Below are 19,102 nucleotides of genomic sequence, written 5' to 3'. Positions count from 1 at the left end.
GTTCCCGCCCTGCGCACAGGGCGGGAACCACGGGCCACCGGCATGTCCGGGCGCCTCCCGTTCCCGCCGTCGAACCGCTCGGCACGGGGCGCACACCCGTACCGTTAGTGTGGGGCCCCGTCCGAGAGACGCGCCAACGCCCCGCCGGGGCGCGCGTGTACACCGATGCAGCCCCCGGGGGGATCCCCCTCCGGACCCGGCCGGAGGGCCCGTACCTCGATGTCCGTGCACAGCACCTCGGCGGCGCCGAACGCGGTCGCCGCCGCCCCAGAGTTCCCCCGGCACGTCGTCACCGCCGTGCTCGTCTCCCACGACGGCGCACGCTGGCTGCCCGATGTGCTCGCCGGGCTGCTCGGGCAGGAACGCCCCGTACAGAACGTCGTCGCCGCCGACACCGGAAGCGCCGACGACTCCGCACGGCTGGTCACCGAGGCCCTGGGCGGCGAACGCGTCCTGCACCTCGCACGCCGTACGAGCTTCGGCACGGCCGTCGACGAGGCGAGCCGCACGGCCGGCGTCCTCACCCCCGACGACCTTCCCTACCTCAAGCGCCCCAGCGGCTGGGACCCGGTCAGCCGGACCTGGCGCGACGACGCGTACGACCTGCCGGAGCTCCCGCACGGCGAACCCGTCCAGTGGCTCTGGCTGCTGCACGACGACAGCGCACCCGAGCCGGACGCGCTCGCCGAGATGCTGCGCGTCGTCGACAACGACAGGCACGCGGCGATCGTCGGGCCCAAGCTGCGCGGCTGGTACGACCGCAAGCAGCTGCTCGAGGTCGGCGTCTCCATCGCCAACAGCGGACGCCGCTGGACCGGACTCGACCGGCGCGAGCAGGACCAGGGCCAGCACGACCAGGTCCGTACCGTGCTCTCCGTCTCCTCCGCGGGCATGCTCATCCGCCGCGACGTCTGGGACGAGCTCGGCGGCTTCGACCGCAGACTCCCGCTGATGCGTGACGACGTCGACCTGTGCTGGCGGGCCCACATGGCCGGCCACCGGGTCGTCGTCGCGCCCGACGCGATCCTGCGGCACGCCGAGGCCTCCGCCAGGGAGCGCCGGCCCATCGACTGCGCCGGACGCTCCGTCTCGAGCCCGCACCGCGTCGACAAGGCGGGCGCGGTCTACACGATGCTCGTGAACTCCCGCGGCAAGCAGTTGCCCTGGGCCCTGCTCCGCCTCGTTCTCGGCACCCTGCTCCGTACCCTCGCCTACCTCGTCGGAAAGGTCCCCGGGCAGGCGCTCGACGAGGTCGCCGGACTCTTCGGCACCCTGCTGCGCCCCGGGCGGATCTTCTCGGCACGCCGCGCACGCGGCAAGGGGGCCGTGGACGCCGCCGAGCTGCGCTCGCTCTTCCCGCCGCCCGGCGCGACCGTCCGCGCGACTGTCGAACAGGTCGCGGGCAACTTCGGCAGCCGCACCGACTCCGACTCCGGCGGCTCACGGCACGGAGCCGTCGAGTCCGGTCCCGGCGGTGACGACGCCGACTTCCTGGAGATCGAGCAGTTCGCGCGGCTCAAGAGGATCGGCCGCAAGCCCGGCCCCGTGCTCTTCGTGCTGCTCCTCCTCGTCTCGCTCATCGCCTGCCGCAGCCTCCTGGGCGGCGGCGCGCTCGTGGGCGGCGCTCTGCTGCCCGCACCCGCGGACGTCTCCGACCTCTGGGGGCGCTACGCGGACGGCTGGCACCCGGTCGGTACGGGCGGCACGCAGACCGCGCCGCCCTACCTCGCCGTGATCGCCGCACTGTCGGCACTGTTCCTCGGCTCCACCGGCTTCGCACTGACCCTGCTGCTGGTCTGCTCGGTACCGCTCGCCGGACTCACCGCCTACTTCGCCTCCCGGCCGCTGATCGAATCCCGGCTGCTGCGGGCCTGGGCGAGCATCGCTTACGCCTTCCTGCCCGCCGCCACCGGAGCGCTGGCCACCGGCCGCCTGGGCACCGCCGTACTGGCCGTCCTGCTCCCGCTGATCGCCCGCGCGGCCGTCGCCGCGTACGGGCTGCGCGGCGACGGCGGAACGGCGCGCGGCAGCTGGCGTGCCACCTGGGCGTACACGCTGCTGATCACCTTCGCGATGGCCTTCACCCCGATCGTCTGGCCGCTCGCCGTGACCCTCGGCATCGGGGTGCTCGTCCTGCGCCGGGGCGACATCACCGCGTACGGGCTGCGCTTCCTGGCCACCGTCGGCACTCCGCTGCTGGTCCTCGCGCCCTGGTCGCTGTCCCTGCTCGCCGGCCCGTCCGGCTTCCTCAGGGAGGCCGGCCTCGACATCGGTACGGGAACGGCGTCCGCGCTCGACCTGCTCGGCATCAGCCCCGGTGGCCCCAAGGCCACGGGCGGCATCCTTCTGCTCGGCATCGTGCTGGCGGCGCTGGCCGCCCTGCTGCGCGGGGAGAGGCAGTTCGCGATCCGTGCCGCCTGGGCCGCCGCGCTCGTCGGGCTGCTCTTCGCCGGCCTCTCCAACGGCTCCACCTGGGCGGGCCCCGCCACCCTCGTCTACGGGACCGCGCTGATCGCCGCCGCGCTGCTCGGCGCCGACGGCGCCCGGGTACGGGTGACCGCGCTCAGCTTCGGCTGGCGTCAGCCGGTCGCCGCCCTGATCGCGCTGGCGGCCGGGATCGCGCCCGTGCTGGCCGCGGCCGGCTGGATGATCGGCGGCGCGGCCGGACCGCTGGAGCGCCGGGACCCGGTGCAGGTGCCCGCGTTCGTCGCGGAGGAGAGCACCACCCGCGACCAGCCGCGCACCCTCGTCCTCGGCGGCACGTCACCGGCTGCCGTGTCCTACAGCCTGGTCCGTGGCTCGGGCGCCCGCCTCGGCGACGCCGAGCTCACCGATGCGGGCGGCAGCAACGCCCACCTCGACAAGGTCGTCGCCAACCTGGTCGCGGGCTCCGGTGCCGACCAGGGCGGTCAGCTGAGCGGCTTCGCGATCCGTTACGTCCTCGTGCGGGACGGCGCGCCGCGGCAGATGAGCCGCGTGCTCGACTCCACCCCGGGCCTGAGCAGGCTCAGCCAGCTGGACGGCAGCGCCCTGTGGCGCGTCGACCGCCAGGTCGCCCGCGTCATGATCGTCCCGTCCTCCGGGGCGAGCGGCGAGGAGGCCGTGCAGGTACCGGTCGGCTCGCTCGCCGTCGAAGCCCACTCCAAGATCCCTCAGGGCGGCTCCGGCCGGGTCCTGCGGATCGCCGACGCGGCGGACCCGGGCTGGCAGGCCACGCTGAACGGCCGTGCGCTGACCCCCAAGACCGTGGACGGCTGGGCGCAGGGCTTCGAGCTCCCGTCCGAGGGCGGCACGCTGGACCTCACGTACGACAGCCCCGTCACGCACACCGCCTGGATCTGGGCGCAGGTGGCGCTCGGCGTCGTCCTGCTGGTCCTGGCACTGCCGGGACGCCGCCGCGAGATCGACGACGACCTGCCCGAGGAGGCCGTGGCCGCCGGGGCCGAGGCGCTCACCGGAGACGGACGCCGGGCGCGCAGGCTCCGTGCGGCGGCCGAGGCGGAAGCCGCGGCGGCGGGGGAGGACGGCGCGGAGACCCCGTACGAGGTTCCGTACGGCCAGGACGCCGCAGCCGATCCGGTCGCCCCGGAGCCGGCGGGAGCGCCCGGGGAGTACATCCCGGCGCAGCAGAGCGCCGATCCGTATGCGGCTGCCCCGGAGGACCAGGACGCGACCGGCACGTACGCGGCGGTCCCGCAGCAGAACTACGGGGAGTGGGACGCGCAGCAGTACCAGGGCGCCGACTACAGCCAGTACCAGGGCGAGCAGTACCAGGCCCAGCAGTACCAGGGCGAGCAGTACCAGGGCGGGCAGGACCCCGGCCAGTACGGCGCCGGCCAGTACGGCGGCGAGCAGTACCCGGGGGCCGACCCGTACGGGACCGGCCAGTACCAGCCGGACCCGTACCAGCAGGGTGCCTACGACCCGTACGGCTATGCCCAGCAGCAGCCCCAGGCACCGGGCACGGGCGAAGGCGCCCCGTACGACGCACATGACGAGAACAACGCTCCGGGCGAGGGCCCGTGGCCGTCCGGCAACGCATCGCGAGGCGAGTCCGAGTGAAGTCCACCCCCCTGTCCCTCATCGCGGGCACCGTCGCCCTCGCCGCCGTCACCGGCTTCGCCGCGCTCACCGCGCCGGGCGACGCGGACACCCCGGAGGCCGGGTCGGCCGCCAGGCTCCCCGTCGAGCGCTCCAGCCTGCTCTGCCCCGCGCCGGGCGGCTCCGACCTGTCGGACACGACGTACACGTCCTTCACCCCGGCGGGGGAGAGCGACGGCGAGGCCGGTACCGCCGAGCTGAAGCCGTCCGTGGCACTCCCGGTGGACGAGGAGGAGCCGGCCGGCACGGAGAAGGACGAGCCGGCCGACAAGGAGAAGGACAAGGAGAGCGAGAAGGACGAGGCCGAGGAGAAGGCCGCGGCAGACAAGCCCGTCATCACGCTCAAGGAGGCCGGCAAGCCGGCCACCGCCGAGACGTCCGATTCCGACGCTCCCGCACTCGTCGGCACCGCCACCGGCCGGCTGGCACCCGGCTGGGCCGCCCAGCAGACCACCACGTCCCTCGCCGGCGGTTCCCGCGGCCTTCTCGGCGTCAGCTGCTCCGGACCGGACACGGACTTCTGGTTCCCGGGCGCGAGCACCGCGGCGACGCGGCAGGACTACGTCCATCTGACCAACCCCGACGACACCGCGGCCGTCGCCGACATCGAGCTGTACGGCCCCGAGGGCTCGCTCAAGTCCGATGTGGGCGAGGGCATCACGGTCCCGGCGAGGTCGAGCGTCCCGATGCTGATCTCGACCCTGACCACCGAGGCAGTCGACGATGTGACCGTCCATGTCACCACCCGGACGGGACGCGTCGGCGCCGTCGTCAAGGCCGCGGACGACAAGGCGGGCAGTGACTGGCTGGCGGCGTCCGAGGACCCGGCGGGCACGCTCGTGATGCCCGGCATCCCGGCCGACGCCACCTCCGTACGGCTGGTGGCCTTCGCGCCCGGCGACGACGACGCCGATGTGAAGGTGCAGCTGATGGGGAAGAGCGCGACGTTCTCACCGGCCGGGAGCGACACCCTGCACATCAAGTCGCAGATGACCGCGAGCGTCGACCTCAAGAACGTCACGCGCGGGGAGCCCGGATCGCTCCGGCTGTCGCCCGCACAGGGCTCGACGACCCCGATCGTGGCCGCGTTGCGCGTGGTGCGGGGCACCGGTGACAAGCAGGAGATCGCCTACATTCCGGCGACCGGCCCGGTGGGCGAGCGGGCGAGCGTGGCCGACAACCGGGCGAAGGGTTCGGTGCTCTCCCTCACCGCGCCCGGCGAATCCGCCAAGGTCAAGGTGACGGCGTCCGCGGGCAGCGGGGGCGGCGAACCGACCGTCAAGACGTACACGGTCAAGGGCGGTACGACCCTCGAGGTGGCCCCGGAGGTCCCGTCCGGGCTCAAGGGCGGCTACGCGCTGACGGTCGAGACGGAATCGGGCGGCCCGGTGTACGCCGCCCGCACCCTCACGCTCGCGCAGGACGGCATCCAGATGTTCACCGTCCAGACGCTGCCGGACGACGGCGGCACGGTCGAGGTGCCCGCGGCCGAGCAGGACCTCTCGGTCCTGGACGACTGAGGTGGCCCGCGCCGCGGGCAGGCGTCATTCCTGCCCGTAGCGCGGGTCCACCGATTCGGGTGAGAGCCCGAGCAGCTCCGCGACCTGTTCCACGACGACCTCGTGCACCAGCATGGCCCGCTCGTCACGGTTCTTGGTGCGGATCTCGACCGGGCGCCGGTACACGACGATCTGCGCGGGCTGTCCCTTCGCCGAAGGCACCGAACGTCCCAGCGGCACGGTGTCCTCCAGTGCCCCCGGCACATCGAGAACGAGGAAGTCGACATCGGCCAGCTGCGGCCAGCGCCGTTCCAGCCGTTCCACCGAGTCCTGGACGAGATCGCGGAAACTCTCCCCCCTGCTGGCCGACAGCGGCACCTGGGGCGGGGCGACCGGCCCGCGCATGCCGCGGCCATGGCGGTCGCGGCGGCGGTGCCGCGGCTCGGACGGGTGGGGCGGTACGGGACTGTCCATCACCGACGCAGCGTAACTCTCCGCAGGATCCACGGATCACGGCTGCTCCGCAGGTGGGCCCAATGTCCACACGTGAGCATTCCGGCCAAGGTTGAGTCCGTATCCGGCCCCTGCGGCGACCGTTGACCCTCCGTCGGGTGACCGCTTGTGTCCCCTCCGGTGTCGGGAAGGGAACCGGGGACGTCGGTACGTCCCGGCCGCCGCGCAGGTCAGGGCAGCCGTGCGGAGACGGTCGGGGGAGACCTCGCGGGGCGACACGGTGGTGTGACCTCAGGGAGAGTCGTCGCAGCCCGCTCAAGAGTGCGGTACCGTCCAACATCGTGAGCCCTGTACGTCGCTGTTCGCGAACCGCGTGCGGCCGTCCCGCCGTCGCGACACTGACGTACGTCTATGCCGACTCGACCGCGGTCCTCGGCCCGCTCGCCACCTATGCCGAGCCCCACTGCTACGACCTCTGCGCCGAGCACGGTGAGCGGCTGACCGCGCCCCGCGGCTGGGAAGTCGTGAGGCTCTCCGACCCCTCGGCCCCCACGCGCCCCAGCGGTGACGATCTCGAAGCGCTCGCCAACGCGGTACGGGAAGCGGCGAGGCCGCACGAGCGGGGTGGCGACGCCGGCGGCCGAGGGCCGCGTGCGGCGGACCCGGTGGAGGTCGCCCGCCGAGGTCATCTGCGGGTCCTCCGGTCCCCGGACAGCTGACCTTTCGCCGTTCCGGTTCCTGGCAAGTTGGTTCCTCTTTCAAGTTTTCTTCCGCCCCGGGCATTTTTTCGTGCACAGGGCATTGACTGAGACTTGTCGCGGACACGACCATTCCCCCACCCGTGAGAGATCGCTTCCGCATCACGGAATCCGGGGAGGTCTGTGTGTTTGTCCAGCAACTCGAACCCGTAGCCGATTCGCTAGCCCTGTCCGCACTTGTCGCCTCATTGCCGCTGGTCACGGTCCTGGTCCTGCTCGGCGCCGTCCGGGTGAAGGCCCACCGGGCCGGACTCGTCGGCCTCGCCGTCGCCGTGCTCGTCGGCTGGCTCGCGTACGGCATGCCCCTCGGGCAGACCCTCTCCGCAGGAGCCCAGGGCGTCCTCTTCGGGCTCTTCCCCATCATGTGGATCGTGGTCAACGCCCTCTGGGTGTACCGGATGACCGTCCGCACCCTGCACTTCGACATCCTGCGGCGCTCCTTCGGCCGGCTCTCCGACGACCCCCGCATCCAGGCCCTCGTCATCGCCTTCTGCTTCGGCGCGCTCCTGGAGGCGCTGGCCGGCTTCGGCGCCCCCGTCGCCATCTGCTCGGTGATGCTCGTCGCGCTCGGCTTCGACCCGGTGAAGGCCGCCGTCGTCTCGCTGGTCGCCAACACCGCGCCCGTCGCCTTCGGCGCCATGGGCACGCCCGTCGTGACGCTCGCCCAGGTCACCGGACTGCCGCTGGACGACGTCGCATCGGTCGTCGGCCGCCAGACCCCGCTGCTCGCCCTCGTCGTGCCGCTCATCCTGGTCTTCCTGGTGGACGGCAGGCGCGGCCTGAGGGAGACCTGGCTGCCCGCACTCGTCTGCGGGGTGGCCTTCGCGGTCGCCCAGTTCGCCGCGTCCAACTACGTCTCGGCACAGCTCGCCGACATCGCGGCCGCACTGGTGGGCGCGGGAGCCCTGATCGCCGTTCCCGGTGCCCGCAAGCCCGCCGCCGAACCCGTACGCGCCTCCGTGCTGACCGGCGCACGGAGCGAGGACCTCGACCAGGAGGACCCGCGCCGCGAGGTACTGCGCGCCTACGCCCCGTACGCCCTGATCGTCGCCGTGTTCTCCGTCGCCCAGATCCCGCCCGTCAAGCGGCTGCTGGCCGAGGCGACCCGCGTCTTCGACTGGCCGTTCCTCGACGTCGCGAACCCCGACGGCGAGGCCGTGGGCGCCAACGCCTTCACCCTCCCCCTCGTCGCGACGGGCGGCACCCTCGTCCTGCTCGCGGGCCTGATCACCGCCGTCGTGCTCGGCGTGCGCTCGCGCGACGCGGTACGGGAGTGGGCCGCCACCGTGCACGAACTGCGCTACGCGATCCTCACCGTGACCTCCGTGCTCGCCCTCGCCTACGTCATGAACCTCTCCGGACAGGCCGCCACCATCGGCCAGTTCGTCGCCGCGGCAGGCGCCGGACTCGCCTTCCTCTCCCCGGTGCTCGGCTGGTTCGGCGTCGCGGTCTCCGGCTCCGACACCTCCGCGAACGCCCTCTTCGGCGCCCTCCAGGTGTCCGCCGCACGCGAATCCGGGCTCTCGCCCGAACTGCTCGCCGCCGCCAACAGCTCCGGCGGAGTGCTCGGCAAGATGATCTCCCCGCAGAATCTGACGATCGCCTGCGCGGCCGTGGGCCTCGCGGGCCGAGAGGGCGATCTGCTGCGCAAGGTCCTGCCCTGGAGCCTCGGCCTGCTGCTGGTGATGTGCCTCGTCGTGATGGCCCAGAGCACGGTGGTGCTCGGCTGGATGCTCCCCTGACGGACGGCGGGGGAGCGCCGGGTAGTTTGGGCGGTCCGTACAGACCCCCAGGAGGACCGGCCGTGGTTGCTGATCTGTCGCAGCTCGTGAAGGCGTACGACGTGCGCGGAGTGGTGCCCGACCAGTGGGACGAAGCACTGGCCGAACTGTTCGGCGCCGCCTTCGTCCAGGTCACCGACGCGGACGCGATCGTGATCGGCCACGACATGCGCCCGTCCTCGCCCGGCCTGTCCGCCGCCTTCGCCCGCGGAGCGACGGCGCGCGGCGCCGACGTGACCCTGATCGGGCTCTGCTCGACGGATCAGCTGTACTACGCCTCCGGGGCACTGGACCTGCCCGGAGCGATGTTCACGGCCTCGCACAACCCGGCCCGGTACAACGGCATCAAGATGTGCCGCGCCGGTGCCGCGCCCGTGGGCCAGGACACCGGCCTGACCGAGATCCGCACCCTGGTCGAGCAGTGGTCGGAACACGGCGCCCCTGCCACGACCGCCACGGCCGCCGGCACGGTCACCGAACGCGACAGCCTCACCGACTACGCCGCACATCTGCTGGGCCTGGTCGACCTCTCCGGGATCCGCCCCCTCAAGGTCGTCGTGGACGCGGGCAACGGCATGGGCGGCCACACCGTCCCCACCGTCTTCGCGGGCCTCCCGCTCGACCTCGTACCGATGTACTTCGAGCTGGACGGCACCTTCCCCAACCACGAGGCCAACCCGCTCGACCCGAAGAACATCGTCGACCTCCAGGCCCGCGTCCTTGCCGAGGGCGCCGACCTCGGCCTCGCCTTCGACGGCGACGCGGACCGCTGCTTCGTCGTCGACGAGCGCGGCGAGGGCGTCTCCCCGTCCGCGATCACCGCCCTCGTCGCGGCCCGCGAGCTCGCCCGCAACGGCGGCACGGGCACCGTCATCCACAACCTGATCACCTCCTGGTCGGTCCCCGAGGTCGTCCGCGAGAACGGCGGCACCCCCGTCCGCACCCGGGTGGGCCACTCGTTCATCAAGGCGGAGATGGCCGAGCACGGCGCGATCTTCGGCGGCGAGCACTCCGCGCACTACTACTTCCGCGACTTCTGGAACGCCGACACGGGCATGCTCGCCGCCCTCCACGTCCTGGCCGCGCTCGGCGGCCAGGAGGGCCCGCTCTCCGGCCTCGTCGACCAGTACGACCGCTACGCGGGCTCCGGGGAGATCAACTCCACCGTCACCGACCAGGCGGGCCGGCTGGCCGCGATCAAGGCGGCCTACGGGGACCGCGACGACGTGACCCTCGACGAGCTCGACGGGCTCACGGCGACGAACGCCGACTGGTGGTTCAACCTCCGCGCCTCCAACACCGAGCCGCTACTGCGCCTGAACGTCGAGGCACGCGACGAGAAGACGATGACGGCGGTACGCGACGAGGTGCTGGCGCTGGTCCGCGCCTAGGGGCTTTCGTTTGGATCAGGCCGGATCAGGCCGGATCAATGAGCGGGGCCCGGTGCCGTGGATCGCAAGGCGGAGGAGAGAGGCATGGCGGAGCCGTGCCGACCGACGACAACGCGGCGAGGTGCGGCACCAGGGCACGCGAGCCCGGCACGATCCGAACGGGAGGCCCTAGGGCCTCCCGGGTCGTGCGGGGCCCGCGAGCGCGGCACGGCCGCCCGCTCCGCGCCGGCTCCTGATCCGGCTGGTCCCGGGTGATCCGGAGCGGCCTGAGCGGACCGGCCGGACAAGCGGCCGCGAGGGCTTCCCGCACACTCGCCGCCGGATGCCCCGCCGGGCAGGCCCCGCCGGGCCGCGCCCCTGTCGGCCCGGCGGTAGGCTGACGACGCTCCAGCTCCGTGGACCGAACCAGGTCCGCGCCCGATCCGTACCGCATGTTCGAAGGGACCCACCCCATGCCGCTCGAAGCCGGCCTTCTGGAGATCCTCGCCTGCCCGGCCTGCCACTCCCCGCTCGACGACAGGTCGGCAGCCGACAGCCCCGAGCTGGTGTGCACGGGCGCGGACTGCGCCCTCGCCTACCCGGTACGGGACGGCATCCCGGTCCTCCTGGTCGACGAAGCCCGCCGCCCCGCGTAGTCCGCACGCTGATCAGCACGGTGATCGGAGGCCCACCGCCATGCTCGACGAGTCGTTGCTCGACGCCCCGGAAGCCCTGGCCCGAGCCGACCGGCGCGGTCTGCTGCGCGGCGCCGCCGAGGCCGGTGCCCGCGTCCGTACCGCCGCCCGGCACGCCGCCGAGGCGGGCATCGGCGGACTGGCCCCCGAAGGCCGGCCCCGCGCCGTCCTCGTCGCGGGCCCCGGCACCGCCGCATCGGGTGTAGCCGACCTGATCGGCGCCCTCGCGGGCGCCGCCGCACCCGTCACCCAGATCCGTCCCACCGGGGTCGCACCGGCCGCCGGAGCCCTGCGCTGGGCGCTGCCCGGCTGGGCCGGTTCCCTGGACCTGCTGCTCATCGCCACGGCCGACGGCTCGGAACCGGGCCTCGCCCTGCTCGCCGAGCAGGCCTACCGCCGCGGCTGCACGGTCGTCGCCGTCGCCCCCGTCCGGTCACCGCTGCGCGAGGCCGTCAACGGCGTCCACGGACTCGTCGTGCCGATGGCCACGGCCCCGCACGGCGAGTACGACGCCGAGACCTCGGCGGCGGGTCCCGGCACCCTCTGGGCCCTGCTCACCCCGCTGCTCGCCCTGCTGGACCGGGTGGGCCTGCTCGACGCGCCCGCCGACGCGCTGCAGAAGGTCGCCGACCGCCTCGACCGCACCGCTGAACGCTGCGGCCCGGCCATCGCCACGTACAGCAACCCGGCCAAGACCCTCGCCGCGGAACTCGCCGACAGCCTGCCGCTCCTCTGGACGGAGGGCGACTCCGCGGGCCCCGTCGGGCGCCGGTTCGCCGCCGTACTGGCCGAACTCGCCGGACGCCCGGCCCTGGTGGCCGAACTGCCCGAGGCGCTGCCCTCCCACGGTGCGCTGCTCGCCGGGGCGTTCGCCGCGGGAGCCGATCCCGACGACTTCTTCAGGGACCGGGTGGACGAGCCGGAAGCCATGAGAGCCCGGGTCGTCCTGCTCCGCGACCGCCCCACCGGCGGCCTCACCGCAGGACCCGCCGCCCGCGAACTCGCCCTCAGCCACGAGACGGCCATCAGCGAGCTCGAACCCGAGGAGGGCAGTGAGCTCGAAGCCCTCGCGGAGCTCCTCGCCGTCACCGACTTCGCGGCCGTCTACCTCTCCCTGGCGTCGGACAACCGGGCCTGAAACACCCCTTGTCCGCCCCTTCCGCATCCGGCACCACCCGCCCCGCGCACCATACGAGGACGAAACTTCCATGGACCGGCTCTCCAACACCGTGCGCCCCTACGCATGGGGCTCCACCACGGCCATCCCCGAGCTGCTCGGCACCGCCCCCACCGGCGAACCGCAGGCCGAGATGTGGATGGGAGCCCACCCCGGAGCCCCCTCCCGTCTCATCCGGAATCCGGGCGCGGAGCAGTCCCTCACCGACGTCATCGCCGCCGACCCCGAGCGCGAACTGGGCCCGGCGGCCGTCGCGGCGTTCGGCCCCCGCCTCCCCTTCCTGCTGAAGCTGCTCGCGGCGGGCGCGCCGCTCTCCCTCCAGGTCCACCCCGACCTCGGACAGGCACAGCAGGGGTACGCGGACGAGGAGAGCCGGGGCGTCCCGATCGACGCCCCCCACCGCACGTACAAGGACGCCAACCACAAGCCCGAGCTGATCTGCGCGCTCACGCCGTTCGAGGGACTGTGCGGCTTCCGCCGGCCCGCCGAGGCGGCCGAGGTGATAGCGGCCCTCGGCGTCGACTCCCTCAAGCCGTACGTGGACCTGCTCCACGCGCGCCCCGAGGAGGCGGCCCTGCGCGAGGTCCTCACGGCGATCCTGACGGCCGACCCGGACGAGATGGCGCACACGGTCGGCGAAGCGGCCGAGGCCGCCGACCGGCTCGGCGGCGCCCACGCCCCGTACGCCCAGATCGCCCATCACTACCCCGGAGACCCGGGCGTCATCGCGGCCATGCTGCTGAACTACGTACAACTGCAGCCGGGCGAGGCCCTGTTCCTCGGTGCGGGCGTGCCCCACGCCTACCTCGGCGGTCTCGGCGTCGAGATCATGGCCAACTCGGACAACGTGCTGCGCTGCGGGCTGACCCCCAAGCACGTCGACGTCCCCGAACTCCTGCGGATCGTCCGCTTCGAGGCCACCGACCCCGGCATCCTCCGCCCCGAGGCCTCACCCGCCGGCGAGGAGCTCTACGAGACGCCGGTCGACGAATTCCGGCTGTCGCGCTACGCCCTGTCGTCCGGTGGAGCACCCGTCGCCCTGACGGCTGCCACCCCGCAGATCCTGCTGTGCACGGCGGGCGCTGTCAGGACCGGTGAACTGGACCTCGCACCGGGCGAATCCGTCTTCGTCCCGGCGGACGAAACGGTCGAAGTATCCGGTACGGGAACAGTCTTCCGCGCCACCGTGGTGGTCTGACGTACCGTCCCCACGAGCGGCTGCAACAATGTCCGGCCGTACCGCGGCGCCCGTGCCGCAGCACCGAGGAAGGGACACCACGCACCCATGAGCGCGTCAGGCGGAACCAAGGCGATCGTGGCGGCACTCGCCGCCAACCTCGCGATCGCAGTGGCCAAATTCGTGGCGTTCCTCTTCAGTGGCTCGTCGTCGATGCTCGCGGAGAGCGTCCACTCGCTCGCGGACTCGGGCAACCAGGGACTGCTGCTGCTCGGCGGCAAGAAGGCCCAGCGCGAAGCGACTCCGCAGCACCCCTTCGGATACGGGCGCGAGCGCTACATCTACGCGTTCCTCGTCTCCATCGTGCTCTTCTCGGTCGGTGGCATGTTCGCGATCTACGAGGGCTACGAGAAGATCAAGCACCCGCACGAGATCGAGGCCTGGTACTGGCCGGTCGGCGTGCTGGTCTTCGCGATCATCGCCGAGAGCTTCTCCTTCCGTACGGCGATCGTGGAGTCCAACCTGACCCGCGGCAAGCTCTCCTGGACGCAGTTCGTCCGCCGCGCCAAGGCCCCCGAGCTGCCCGTCGTCCTGCTCGAGGACCTCGGTGCGCTCATCGGTCTGATCCTGGCCCTCGTCGGCGTCAGCCTGGCCCTGGGCACCGGCAACGGTGTGTGGGACGGCATCGGCACGCTCTGCATCGGCATCCTGCTGATCGCCATCGCCATCGTCCTCGCCGCGGAGACGAAGTCGCTGCTGCTCGGTGAGGCGGCCGGCGTCGAGGACGTCGAGAAGATCAAGGGCGCGGTGGTCGACGGGGACACCGTCACCCGCATCATCCACATGCGTACGCTCCACCTCGGTCCGGAGGAGCTGCTGGTCGCCGCCAAGATCGCGGTCCGGCACGACGAGTCCGCCACCGAGGTCGCGGCCGCCATCAACGCGGCGGAGACCCGGATCCGTGAGGCCGTCCCGATCGCCCGGGTCATCTACCTCGAGCCGGACATCTACAACGAGGCAGCAGCCGAGGCCGGCACCAACCCGGGCAAGACCCCCGGTGGCCCGGTACCGGTCGACCCTGCGGGCCCCGACGGTCCGTCCGCCCCGGACTCCCCGTCCGCCCCGGACTCCCCGGCCGAATCAGGCCACTGACCCGTCGAGGACCGGCCCGGATCGCTCCGAACGGCCCCGTGAGGGACCCCCGATGCCCGGCCGGGCTGGGGCTCACTGGGCCGTTCGGTGTAGATTCGTCGGAGTACCAGACGTCGCTGCTGATGGCGGTCGATCGGTTCGCATGCGCGGGCCGGCCGAGGGAGAGAGGGCCTCCGACGGACTGCACTGCGGATCACCCGGGCATTCGTGTGCCCGCACCGCCGCAGAGCCAGCCAGCCCACCCTCGACCCATCACGAGGAGCAGCCCGTTATGACGACGGCCGCCAATCGCCAGGACTTCAAGGTCGCCGACCTTTCTCTTGCCGCCTTCGGGCGCAAGGAGATCACCCTCGCCGAGCACGAGATGCCCGGCCTGATGTCGATCCGCAAGGAATACGCCGCCACGCAGCCGCTGGCCGGTGCCCGCATCACCGGTTCGCTGCACATGACGGTGCAGACCGCGGTGCTCATCGAGACCCTCGTCGCCCTGGGCGCCGACGTCCGCTGGGCCTCCTGCAACATCTTCTCCACCCAGGACCACGCGGCCGCCGCCATCGCGGTCGGCCCGAACGGAACCCCGGACGCCCCCGCGGGCGTGCCCGTCTTCGCCTGGAAGGGCGAGACGCTGGAGGAGTACTGGTGGTGCACGGAGCAGGCTCTGACCTGGCCCAACACCCCCACCGGCGGCCCGAACATGATCCTCGACGACGGTGGTGACGCCACCCTCCTCGTCCACAAGGGCGTCGAGTTCGAGAAGGCGGGCGCTGCCCCGGACCCGGCGACCGCGGACAGCGAGGAGTACGCGTACATCCTCACCCTGCTGAACCGCACCCTCGGCGAGTCCCCGCAGAAGTGGACCCAGCTGGCATCCGAGATCCGCGGTGTCACCGAGGAGACCACGACCGGTGTGCACCGGCTGTACGAGATGCACCGCGACGGCACCCTCCTCTTCCCGGCGATCAACGTCAACGACGCCGTCACCAAGTCGAAGTTCGACAACAAGTACGGCTGCCGCCACTCGCTGATCGACGGCATCAACCGGGCCACGGACGTCCTGATCGGCGGCAAGACCGCCGTCGTCTGCGGCTACGGCGACGTGGGCAAGGGCTGTGCCGAGTCCCTGCGCGGCCAGGGCGCCCGTGTGATCATCACGGAGATCGACCCGATCTGCGCCCTGCAGGCAGCGATGGACGGATACCAGGTCGCCACCCTCGACGACGTCGTGGAGACCGCGGACATCTTCATCACCACCACGGGCAACAAGGACATCATCATGGCCGGCGACATGGCCAGGATGAAGCACCAGGCCATCGTCGGGAACATCGGCCACTTCGACAACGAGATCGACATGGCCGGCCTGGCGAAGATCGACGGCATCGTCAAGGACGAGGTCAAGCCGCAGGTCCACACCTGGACGTTCTCCGACGGCAAGGTCCTGATCGTGCTGTCCGAGGGCCGCCTGCTGAACCTCGGCAACGCCACCGGTCACCCCTCGTTCGTCATGTCCAACTCGTTCGCGGACCAGACCCTGGCCCAGATCGAGCTGTTCACGAAGCCCGAGGCGTACCCGACCGATGTCTACGTGCTGCCCAAGCACCTGGACGAGAAGGTCGCCCGACTGCACCTCGACGCGCTGGGCGTGCGGCTCACGACCCTGCGCCAGGAGCAGGCCGACTACATCGGCGTCCCGGTCGAAGGCCCGTACAAGTCCGACCTCTACCGCTACTGAGCGGCCCGCCGGCCACCGGCCGGCGGACTATCGGCAGCAGGTACGAGCGCAGGCCCCCGCACCCCCGTGCCGGGGGCCTGCCCCGTACCGCCCCCGTACAGCCCGAGGAACCAGAAGGACCCCATGCCCCGCGGCCGGTATTCGCTCCACGACCTCCACGACCACACCCCCCTCGGTGAAGAGCACTTCCACTGCGCCCCCGGCCCCTCCGGCTGGCGCTATGTCTCCCAGACCACGGCCCCGTCGGGCGACCACCTGGGCTCCGTCGACCTGGCCCTGGACGAGCTCGGCCGCCCCATCCGCCTCCAACTGCACGCCGCGAGCTGGCAGATCCGTGGTGCCGCCCTCGAAGGCGTCACCTGGGTACGGACCGACCCGAGCGGCACCCACGCCACCGAAGGCAATGTCCGCGCCCACGCCTTCTCCGGCACGTCCCCCGCGTTCCTCGTCGCCACGGCACGACTCCTGCGCCTCACCCCCGATTCCCCCGAGACCCGTGTCCGCCTGGTCACCTTCACGGACCCGGTCCTCGCTCCCCGTACTGTCGACCAGTCCTGGGCCCTGGTGAAGAGTGAAGCGCACGCCACTGACAACGGGTCCCTGATCGTGGACGAGTACCAGGTCAGCGCCCTCGACACCGGCGACCGGTCCACCGTCCACATCGCCGGGGACGTGGTCCTCGCGGCTCCCGGTATCGAGCTCGAGCACCTGGAAACCCCGCCCTCACCGCGGAGCCACTAGGCAGGCGGGGCGAAACCGGTCGTCTCGGCAGGCGGGGTGAGCCCGGTCGTCTCGGCAGGCCGGATGAGCCCGGTCGTCGATGGCCCGCCGGGCGCCTCTGCCGGAGACGTGCCGGACGGCACCGCAGCGGATGCAGTGCCCTCGACGGGATGGAAGACCCCTGGGGGCCGGAGCCCTGCGGTGGGGGCCGCGGCCGTCGGTACCGGCGCCGTTCCCGTGCCCTGAGCCCCTCGCCGCGCAGCCGCCATGACCCGCCGGACATCCCGCGCCTGCCGCTCGTTCACGACCGCCGCCAAGTACGCCGCCGCAGGAACGCCCTGTGGAACAGGGACCCCCGTACGGCCGGCCAGATCGTCCGCCAGCCGGTGCGCGATCGACCCGCCCACACCCGCGTCGAGCTGGTGCATCCGCGTGAGGTACTGCCGAATCGCCAGCCAGAGGCCGTCCGGCACGGCGGACAGATCCAGTTGCGCGAAGCGCCCCACCAGCCAGGGCGGTGGCGGCGGCACGGCGACCGCCCGCCCGGTGGGAACTCGCTCACGTACGACGAGGGTCCCGGCGAACACGTCCCCCAGCCGCCGTCCCCGCGCCGACACCAAGGACGCGATGCATCCCACGACGCCGAACGTGCCCAGGATCTCGACCACGCCCATCGACCCCCGCACGAGCGCGTGCCGGAACCGGATCGGCCCGCCGTCGTCCCGCACCACGCGCAGGCCGCATGCCAGCTTCCCGAGCGAACGGCCGTGGCTGAGCGTCTCGACAGCGATCGGCCCTCCCACCAGCACCAGGAGGAAGGTGGCGACGGCGATCGCCGCGCTCGCGGCCTCGTCGAGCGTCACGGTCGCCACAGCGAGACCGATGGATATCAGAACAAAAACTGTCAGAACCACCGCGAGATCGATGGCGATCGCCAACGCCCGGCTCGGCAGCCTCGCCGGCTGCAACCCCAGAACGACCGCATCCCCGGTCACGAGCTCATTCATCGCCGCCCACCCTTCGCCGCCCTTCCCTGCCCCTCGGAACCTCAGTCTGCCAAGCTGACCCGCAGCGCGCCGCAGTAGTACGGACCCGTACGCACCCATGCCTGGAGCAGCAGCCGACCATGGATCTCGACGTCTTCGTGACCACCCACCGCACCGAGTGGGACCGCCTGGACCACCTTCTGCACCGAGGGCGCAGTCTGACCGGTGCAGAGGCGGACGAACTCGTCGCCCTCTACCAGCGCACGGCGACGCACCTCTCCCTGATCCAGTCCAGCGCCCCTGATCCCCTTCTCACCGCGCGACTCACCCAGCTCGTGGCCCGCGCCCGCTCCACGGTGACGGGGACCCGCCGTGCCTCGTGGCGCGACGCCGCACGTTTCCTGACCGCGGGTTTCCCCGCAGCGGTCTACCGCTCCCGGCACTGGTGGATACCCACGGCGGTGCTCTCCGTACTTCTGGCCGCTGTCATGGGCTGGTGGATCGGCACCCACCCCGAAGTCCAGTCGGCGATCGCCGCCCCCGAGGACCTCCGCAGCCTGACCCGCCCCGGCGGGGAGTACGAGACCTACTACTCCAGCCACCCGGCGGCCTCGTTCGCCGCCCAGGTGTGGACGAACAACGCCCAGGCCGCAGCGATGTGCCTCGTACTGGGAGCGTTCCTCTGCATACCGGTGATCTGGATCCTCTTCGTCAACGTGCTCAATCTCGCCGTCGGCATCGGCCTGATGTCCTCGGCCGGCCGTCTGGACACGTTCCTGGGGCTCGTCCTGCCGCACGGCCTGCTGGAACTCACCGCTGTCTTCGTGGCAGCCGGTACCGGCCTGCGTCTGGGCTGGACCGTGATCGACCCAGGACCTCTCAGCAGGCGCTCCGCCCTGGCCCAGCAGGGCCGGGCAGCCATCGGCATGGCGATCGGCCTCGCCGTGGTCCTGTTCGTGTCCGGAGTCATCGAGGGCTTCGTGACCCCCTCCGGGCTTCCCACCTGGGCCCGGATCGCCATCGGGATCGCGGCCGAGCTGCTCTTTCTCGCCTACGTCTACATCCTCGGGGGCCGAGCGGTGCGGGCCGGCGAGACGGGTGATCTTGAAGCCGTCGAACGAAGCGCCGAGTTGCCTTCTGCGGCCTGACAGCCGATGTGCGTCCACCCCTGCTGACCTGCTAGTGTCCTCCTCGCCCGCAAAAACTGTTGACACAGTCGGCGTGGGGAGGTAGATTTTAACGGTTGCAACGGACTGGACAAGTCCGTGTGTGGCGGTTAAAGTTCAACTCGCTCTTGTCGGGGACGAGATTCCCGAAGAGCCGATCGATTCTTCTCTCTTTCGAGCATTGACCCGGTTAGCTTCGGCTCAATTGCTTCTGATAAAGTCGAGTCAGCCGAAAGGCAAAGGCCAGTCCACAGGCCACCGGAATCAAATTCGGACCGGAAACGGAACGAAAAAGAGTCTGGTAAAGTTGGAATCGCCGGAAAGGGAAACGCGAAAGC

Annotated in this window: 14 protein-coding genes; 12 read left to right on the top strand and 2 right to left on the bottom strand. The window is 71.8% G+C overall.

Annotated features, from left to right (window positions below):
• Window positions 1-219 precede the first annotated feature (219 nt).
• The gene (locus ACFQ6X_RS34425; protein WP_383187710.1) at window positions 220-4,062 is read left to right on the top strand and encodes a glycosyltransferase family 2 protein; all 3,843 of its coding nucleotides are present in this window, start codon (window positions 220-222) and stop codon (window positions 4,060-4,062) included.
• The gene (locus tag ACFQ6X_RS34420) at window positions 4,059-5,621 is read left to right on the top strand and encodes a DUF5719 family protein (protein WP_383187708.1); all 1,563 of its coding nucleotides are present in this window, start codon (window positions 4,059-4,061) and stop codon (window positions 5,619-5,621) included. The genes ACFQ6X_RS34425 and ACFQ6X_RS34420 overlap by 4 nt, the downstream gene beginning before the upstream one ends.
• Before the next feature lie 24 nt (window positions 5,622-5,645).
• On the opposite strand, the gene ACFQ6X_RS34415 is transcribed toward ACFQ6X_RS34420, so the two are convergent.
• Window positions 5,646-6,074 (bottom strand): metallopeptidase family protein, encoded by a 429-nt coding sequence (locus tag ACFQ6X_RS34415; RefSeq protein ID WP_383187714.1) that lies wholly within the window; start codon window positions 6,072-6,074, stop codon window positions 5,646-5,648.
• 320 nt (window positions 6,075-6,394) lie between these two features.
• Here ACFQ6X_RS34415 and ACFQ6X_RS34410 point away from each other — a divergent pair, with 320 nt between their 5' ends.
• The 9 genes from ACFQ6X_RS34410 (at window position 6,395) to ACFQ6X_RS34370 (ending at window position 16,633) form a co-directional block, all read left to right on the top strand.
• Window positions 6,395-6,772 (top strand): DUF3499 domain-containing protein, encoded by a 378-nt coding sequence (locus tag ACFQ6X_RS34410; protein ID WP_383187705.1) that lies wholly within the window; start codon window positions 6,395-6,397, stop codon window positions 6,770-6,772.
• 164 nt (window positions 6,773-6,936) lie between these two features.
• The gene (locus tag ACFQ6X_RS34405) at window positions 6,937-8,553 is read left to right on the top strand and encodes an L-lactate permease (protein WP_383187702.1); all 1,617 of its coding nucleotides are present in this window, start codon (window positions 6,937-6,939) and stop codon (window positions 8,551-8,553) included.
• Between the two features lie 62 nt (window positions 8,554-8,615).
• Entirely contained in the window at window positions 8,616-9,983 is a 1,368-nt protein-coding gene (locus ACFQ6X_RS34400) for a phosphomannomutase/phosphoglucomutase (protein ID WP_383187699.1), read from the top strand.
• Window positions 9,984-10,435: 452 nt separating this feature from the next.
• Window positions 10,436-10,618, top strand: coding sequence for a Trm112 family protein (locus tag ACFQ6X_RS34395; RefSeq protein WP_383187713.1), 183 nt, complete (start codon window positions 10,436-10,438; stop codon window positions 10,616-10,618).
• Between the two features lie 40 nt (window positions 10,619-10,658).
• Complete coding sequence (locus ACFQ6X_RS34390; protein ID WP_383187696.1) at window positions 10,659-11,795, top strand: SIS domain-containing protein; 1,137 nt, start codon at window positions 10,659-10,661, stop codon at window positions 11,793-11,795.
• Between the two features lie 70 nt (window positions 11,796-11,865).
• Window positions 11,866-13,032 (top strand): mannose-6-phosphate isomerase, class I, encoded by a 1,167-nt coding sequence (gene manA / locus ACFQ6X_RS34385; RefSeq protein WP_383187694.1) that lies wholly within the window; start codon window positions 11,866-11,868, stop codon window positions 13,030-13,032.
• A gap of 87 nt (window positions 13,033-13,119) precedes the next feature.
• Window positions 13,120-14,163, top strand: a complete 1,044-nt coding sequence (locus ACFQ6X_RS34380; protein WP_383187692.1) for a cation diffusion facilitator family transporter — start codon at window positions 13,120-13,122, stop codon at window positions 14,161-14,163.
• 271 nt (window positions 14,164-14,434) lie between these two features.
• Window positions 14,435-15,892: an adenosylhomocysteinase gene (gene ahcY / locus ACFQ6X_RS34375; protein ID WP_383187689.1), complete on the top strand. Its 1,458-nt coding sequence runs from the start codon at window positions 14,435-14,437 to the stop codon at window positions 15,890-15,892.
• Window positions 15,893-16,015: 123 nt separating this feature from the next.
• Complete coding sequence (locus tag ACFQ6X_RS34370) at window positions 16,016-16,633, top strand: hypothetical protein (RefSeq protein ID WP_383187687.1); 618 nt, start codon at window positions 16,016-16,018, stop codon at window positions 16,631-16,633.
• Here ACFQ6X_RS34370 and ACFQ6X_RS34365 read toward each other — a convergent pair.
• On the bottom strand, window positions 16,630-17,619 hold the full coding sequence (locus ACFQ6X_RS34365; RefSeq protein WP_383187685.1) for an RDD family protein: 990 nt from the start codon (window positions 17,617-17,619) through the stop codon (window positions 16,630-16,632). The genes ACFQ6X_RS34370 and ACFQ6X_RS34365 overlap by 4 nt on opposite strands.
• Before the next feature lie 119 nt (window positions 17,620-17,738).
• On the opposite strand from ACFQ6X_RS34365, the gene ACFQ6X_RS34360 reads away from it, so the two are divergent.
• Window positions 17,739-18,746 carry a stage II sporulation protein M gene (locus ACFQ6X_RS34360; RefSeq protein ID WP_383187682.1) on the top strand — a complete coding sequence of 336 codons (1,008 nt, stop codon included), beginning with the start codon at window positions 17,739-17,741 and terminating at the stop codon, window positions 18,744-18,746.
• Window positions 18,747-19,102 lie beyond the last annotated feature (356 nt).

The organism is Streptomyces sp. NPDC056452, from assembly GCF_042796085.1.
Classification (GTDB): domain Bacteria; phylum Actinomycetota; class Actinomycetes; order Streptomycetales; family Streptomycetaceae; genus Streptomyces.
Note: the sequence above shows the minus strand (reverse complement) of the source record. Positions and strands in the feature narration are given on the sequence as shown.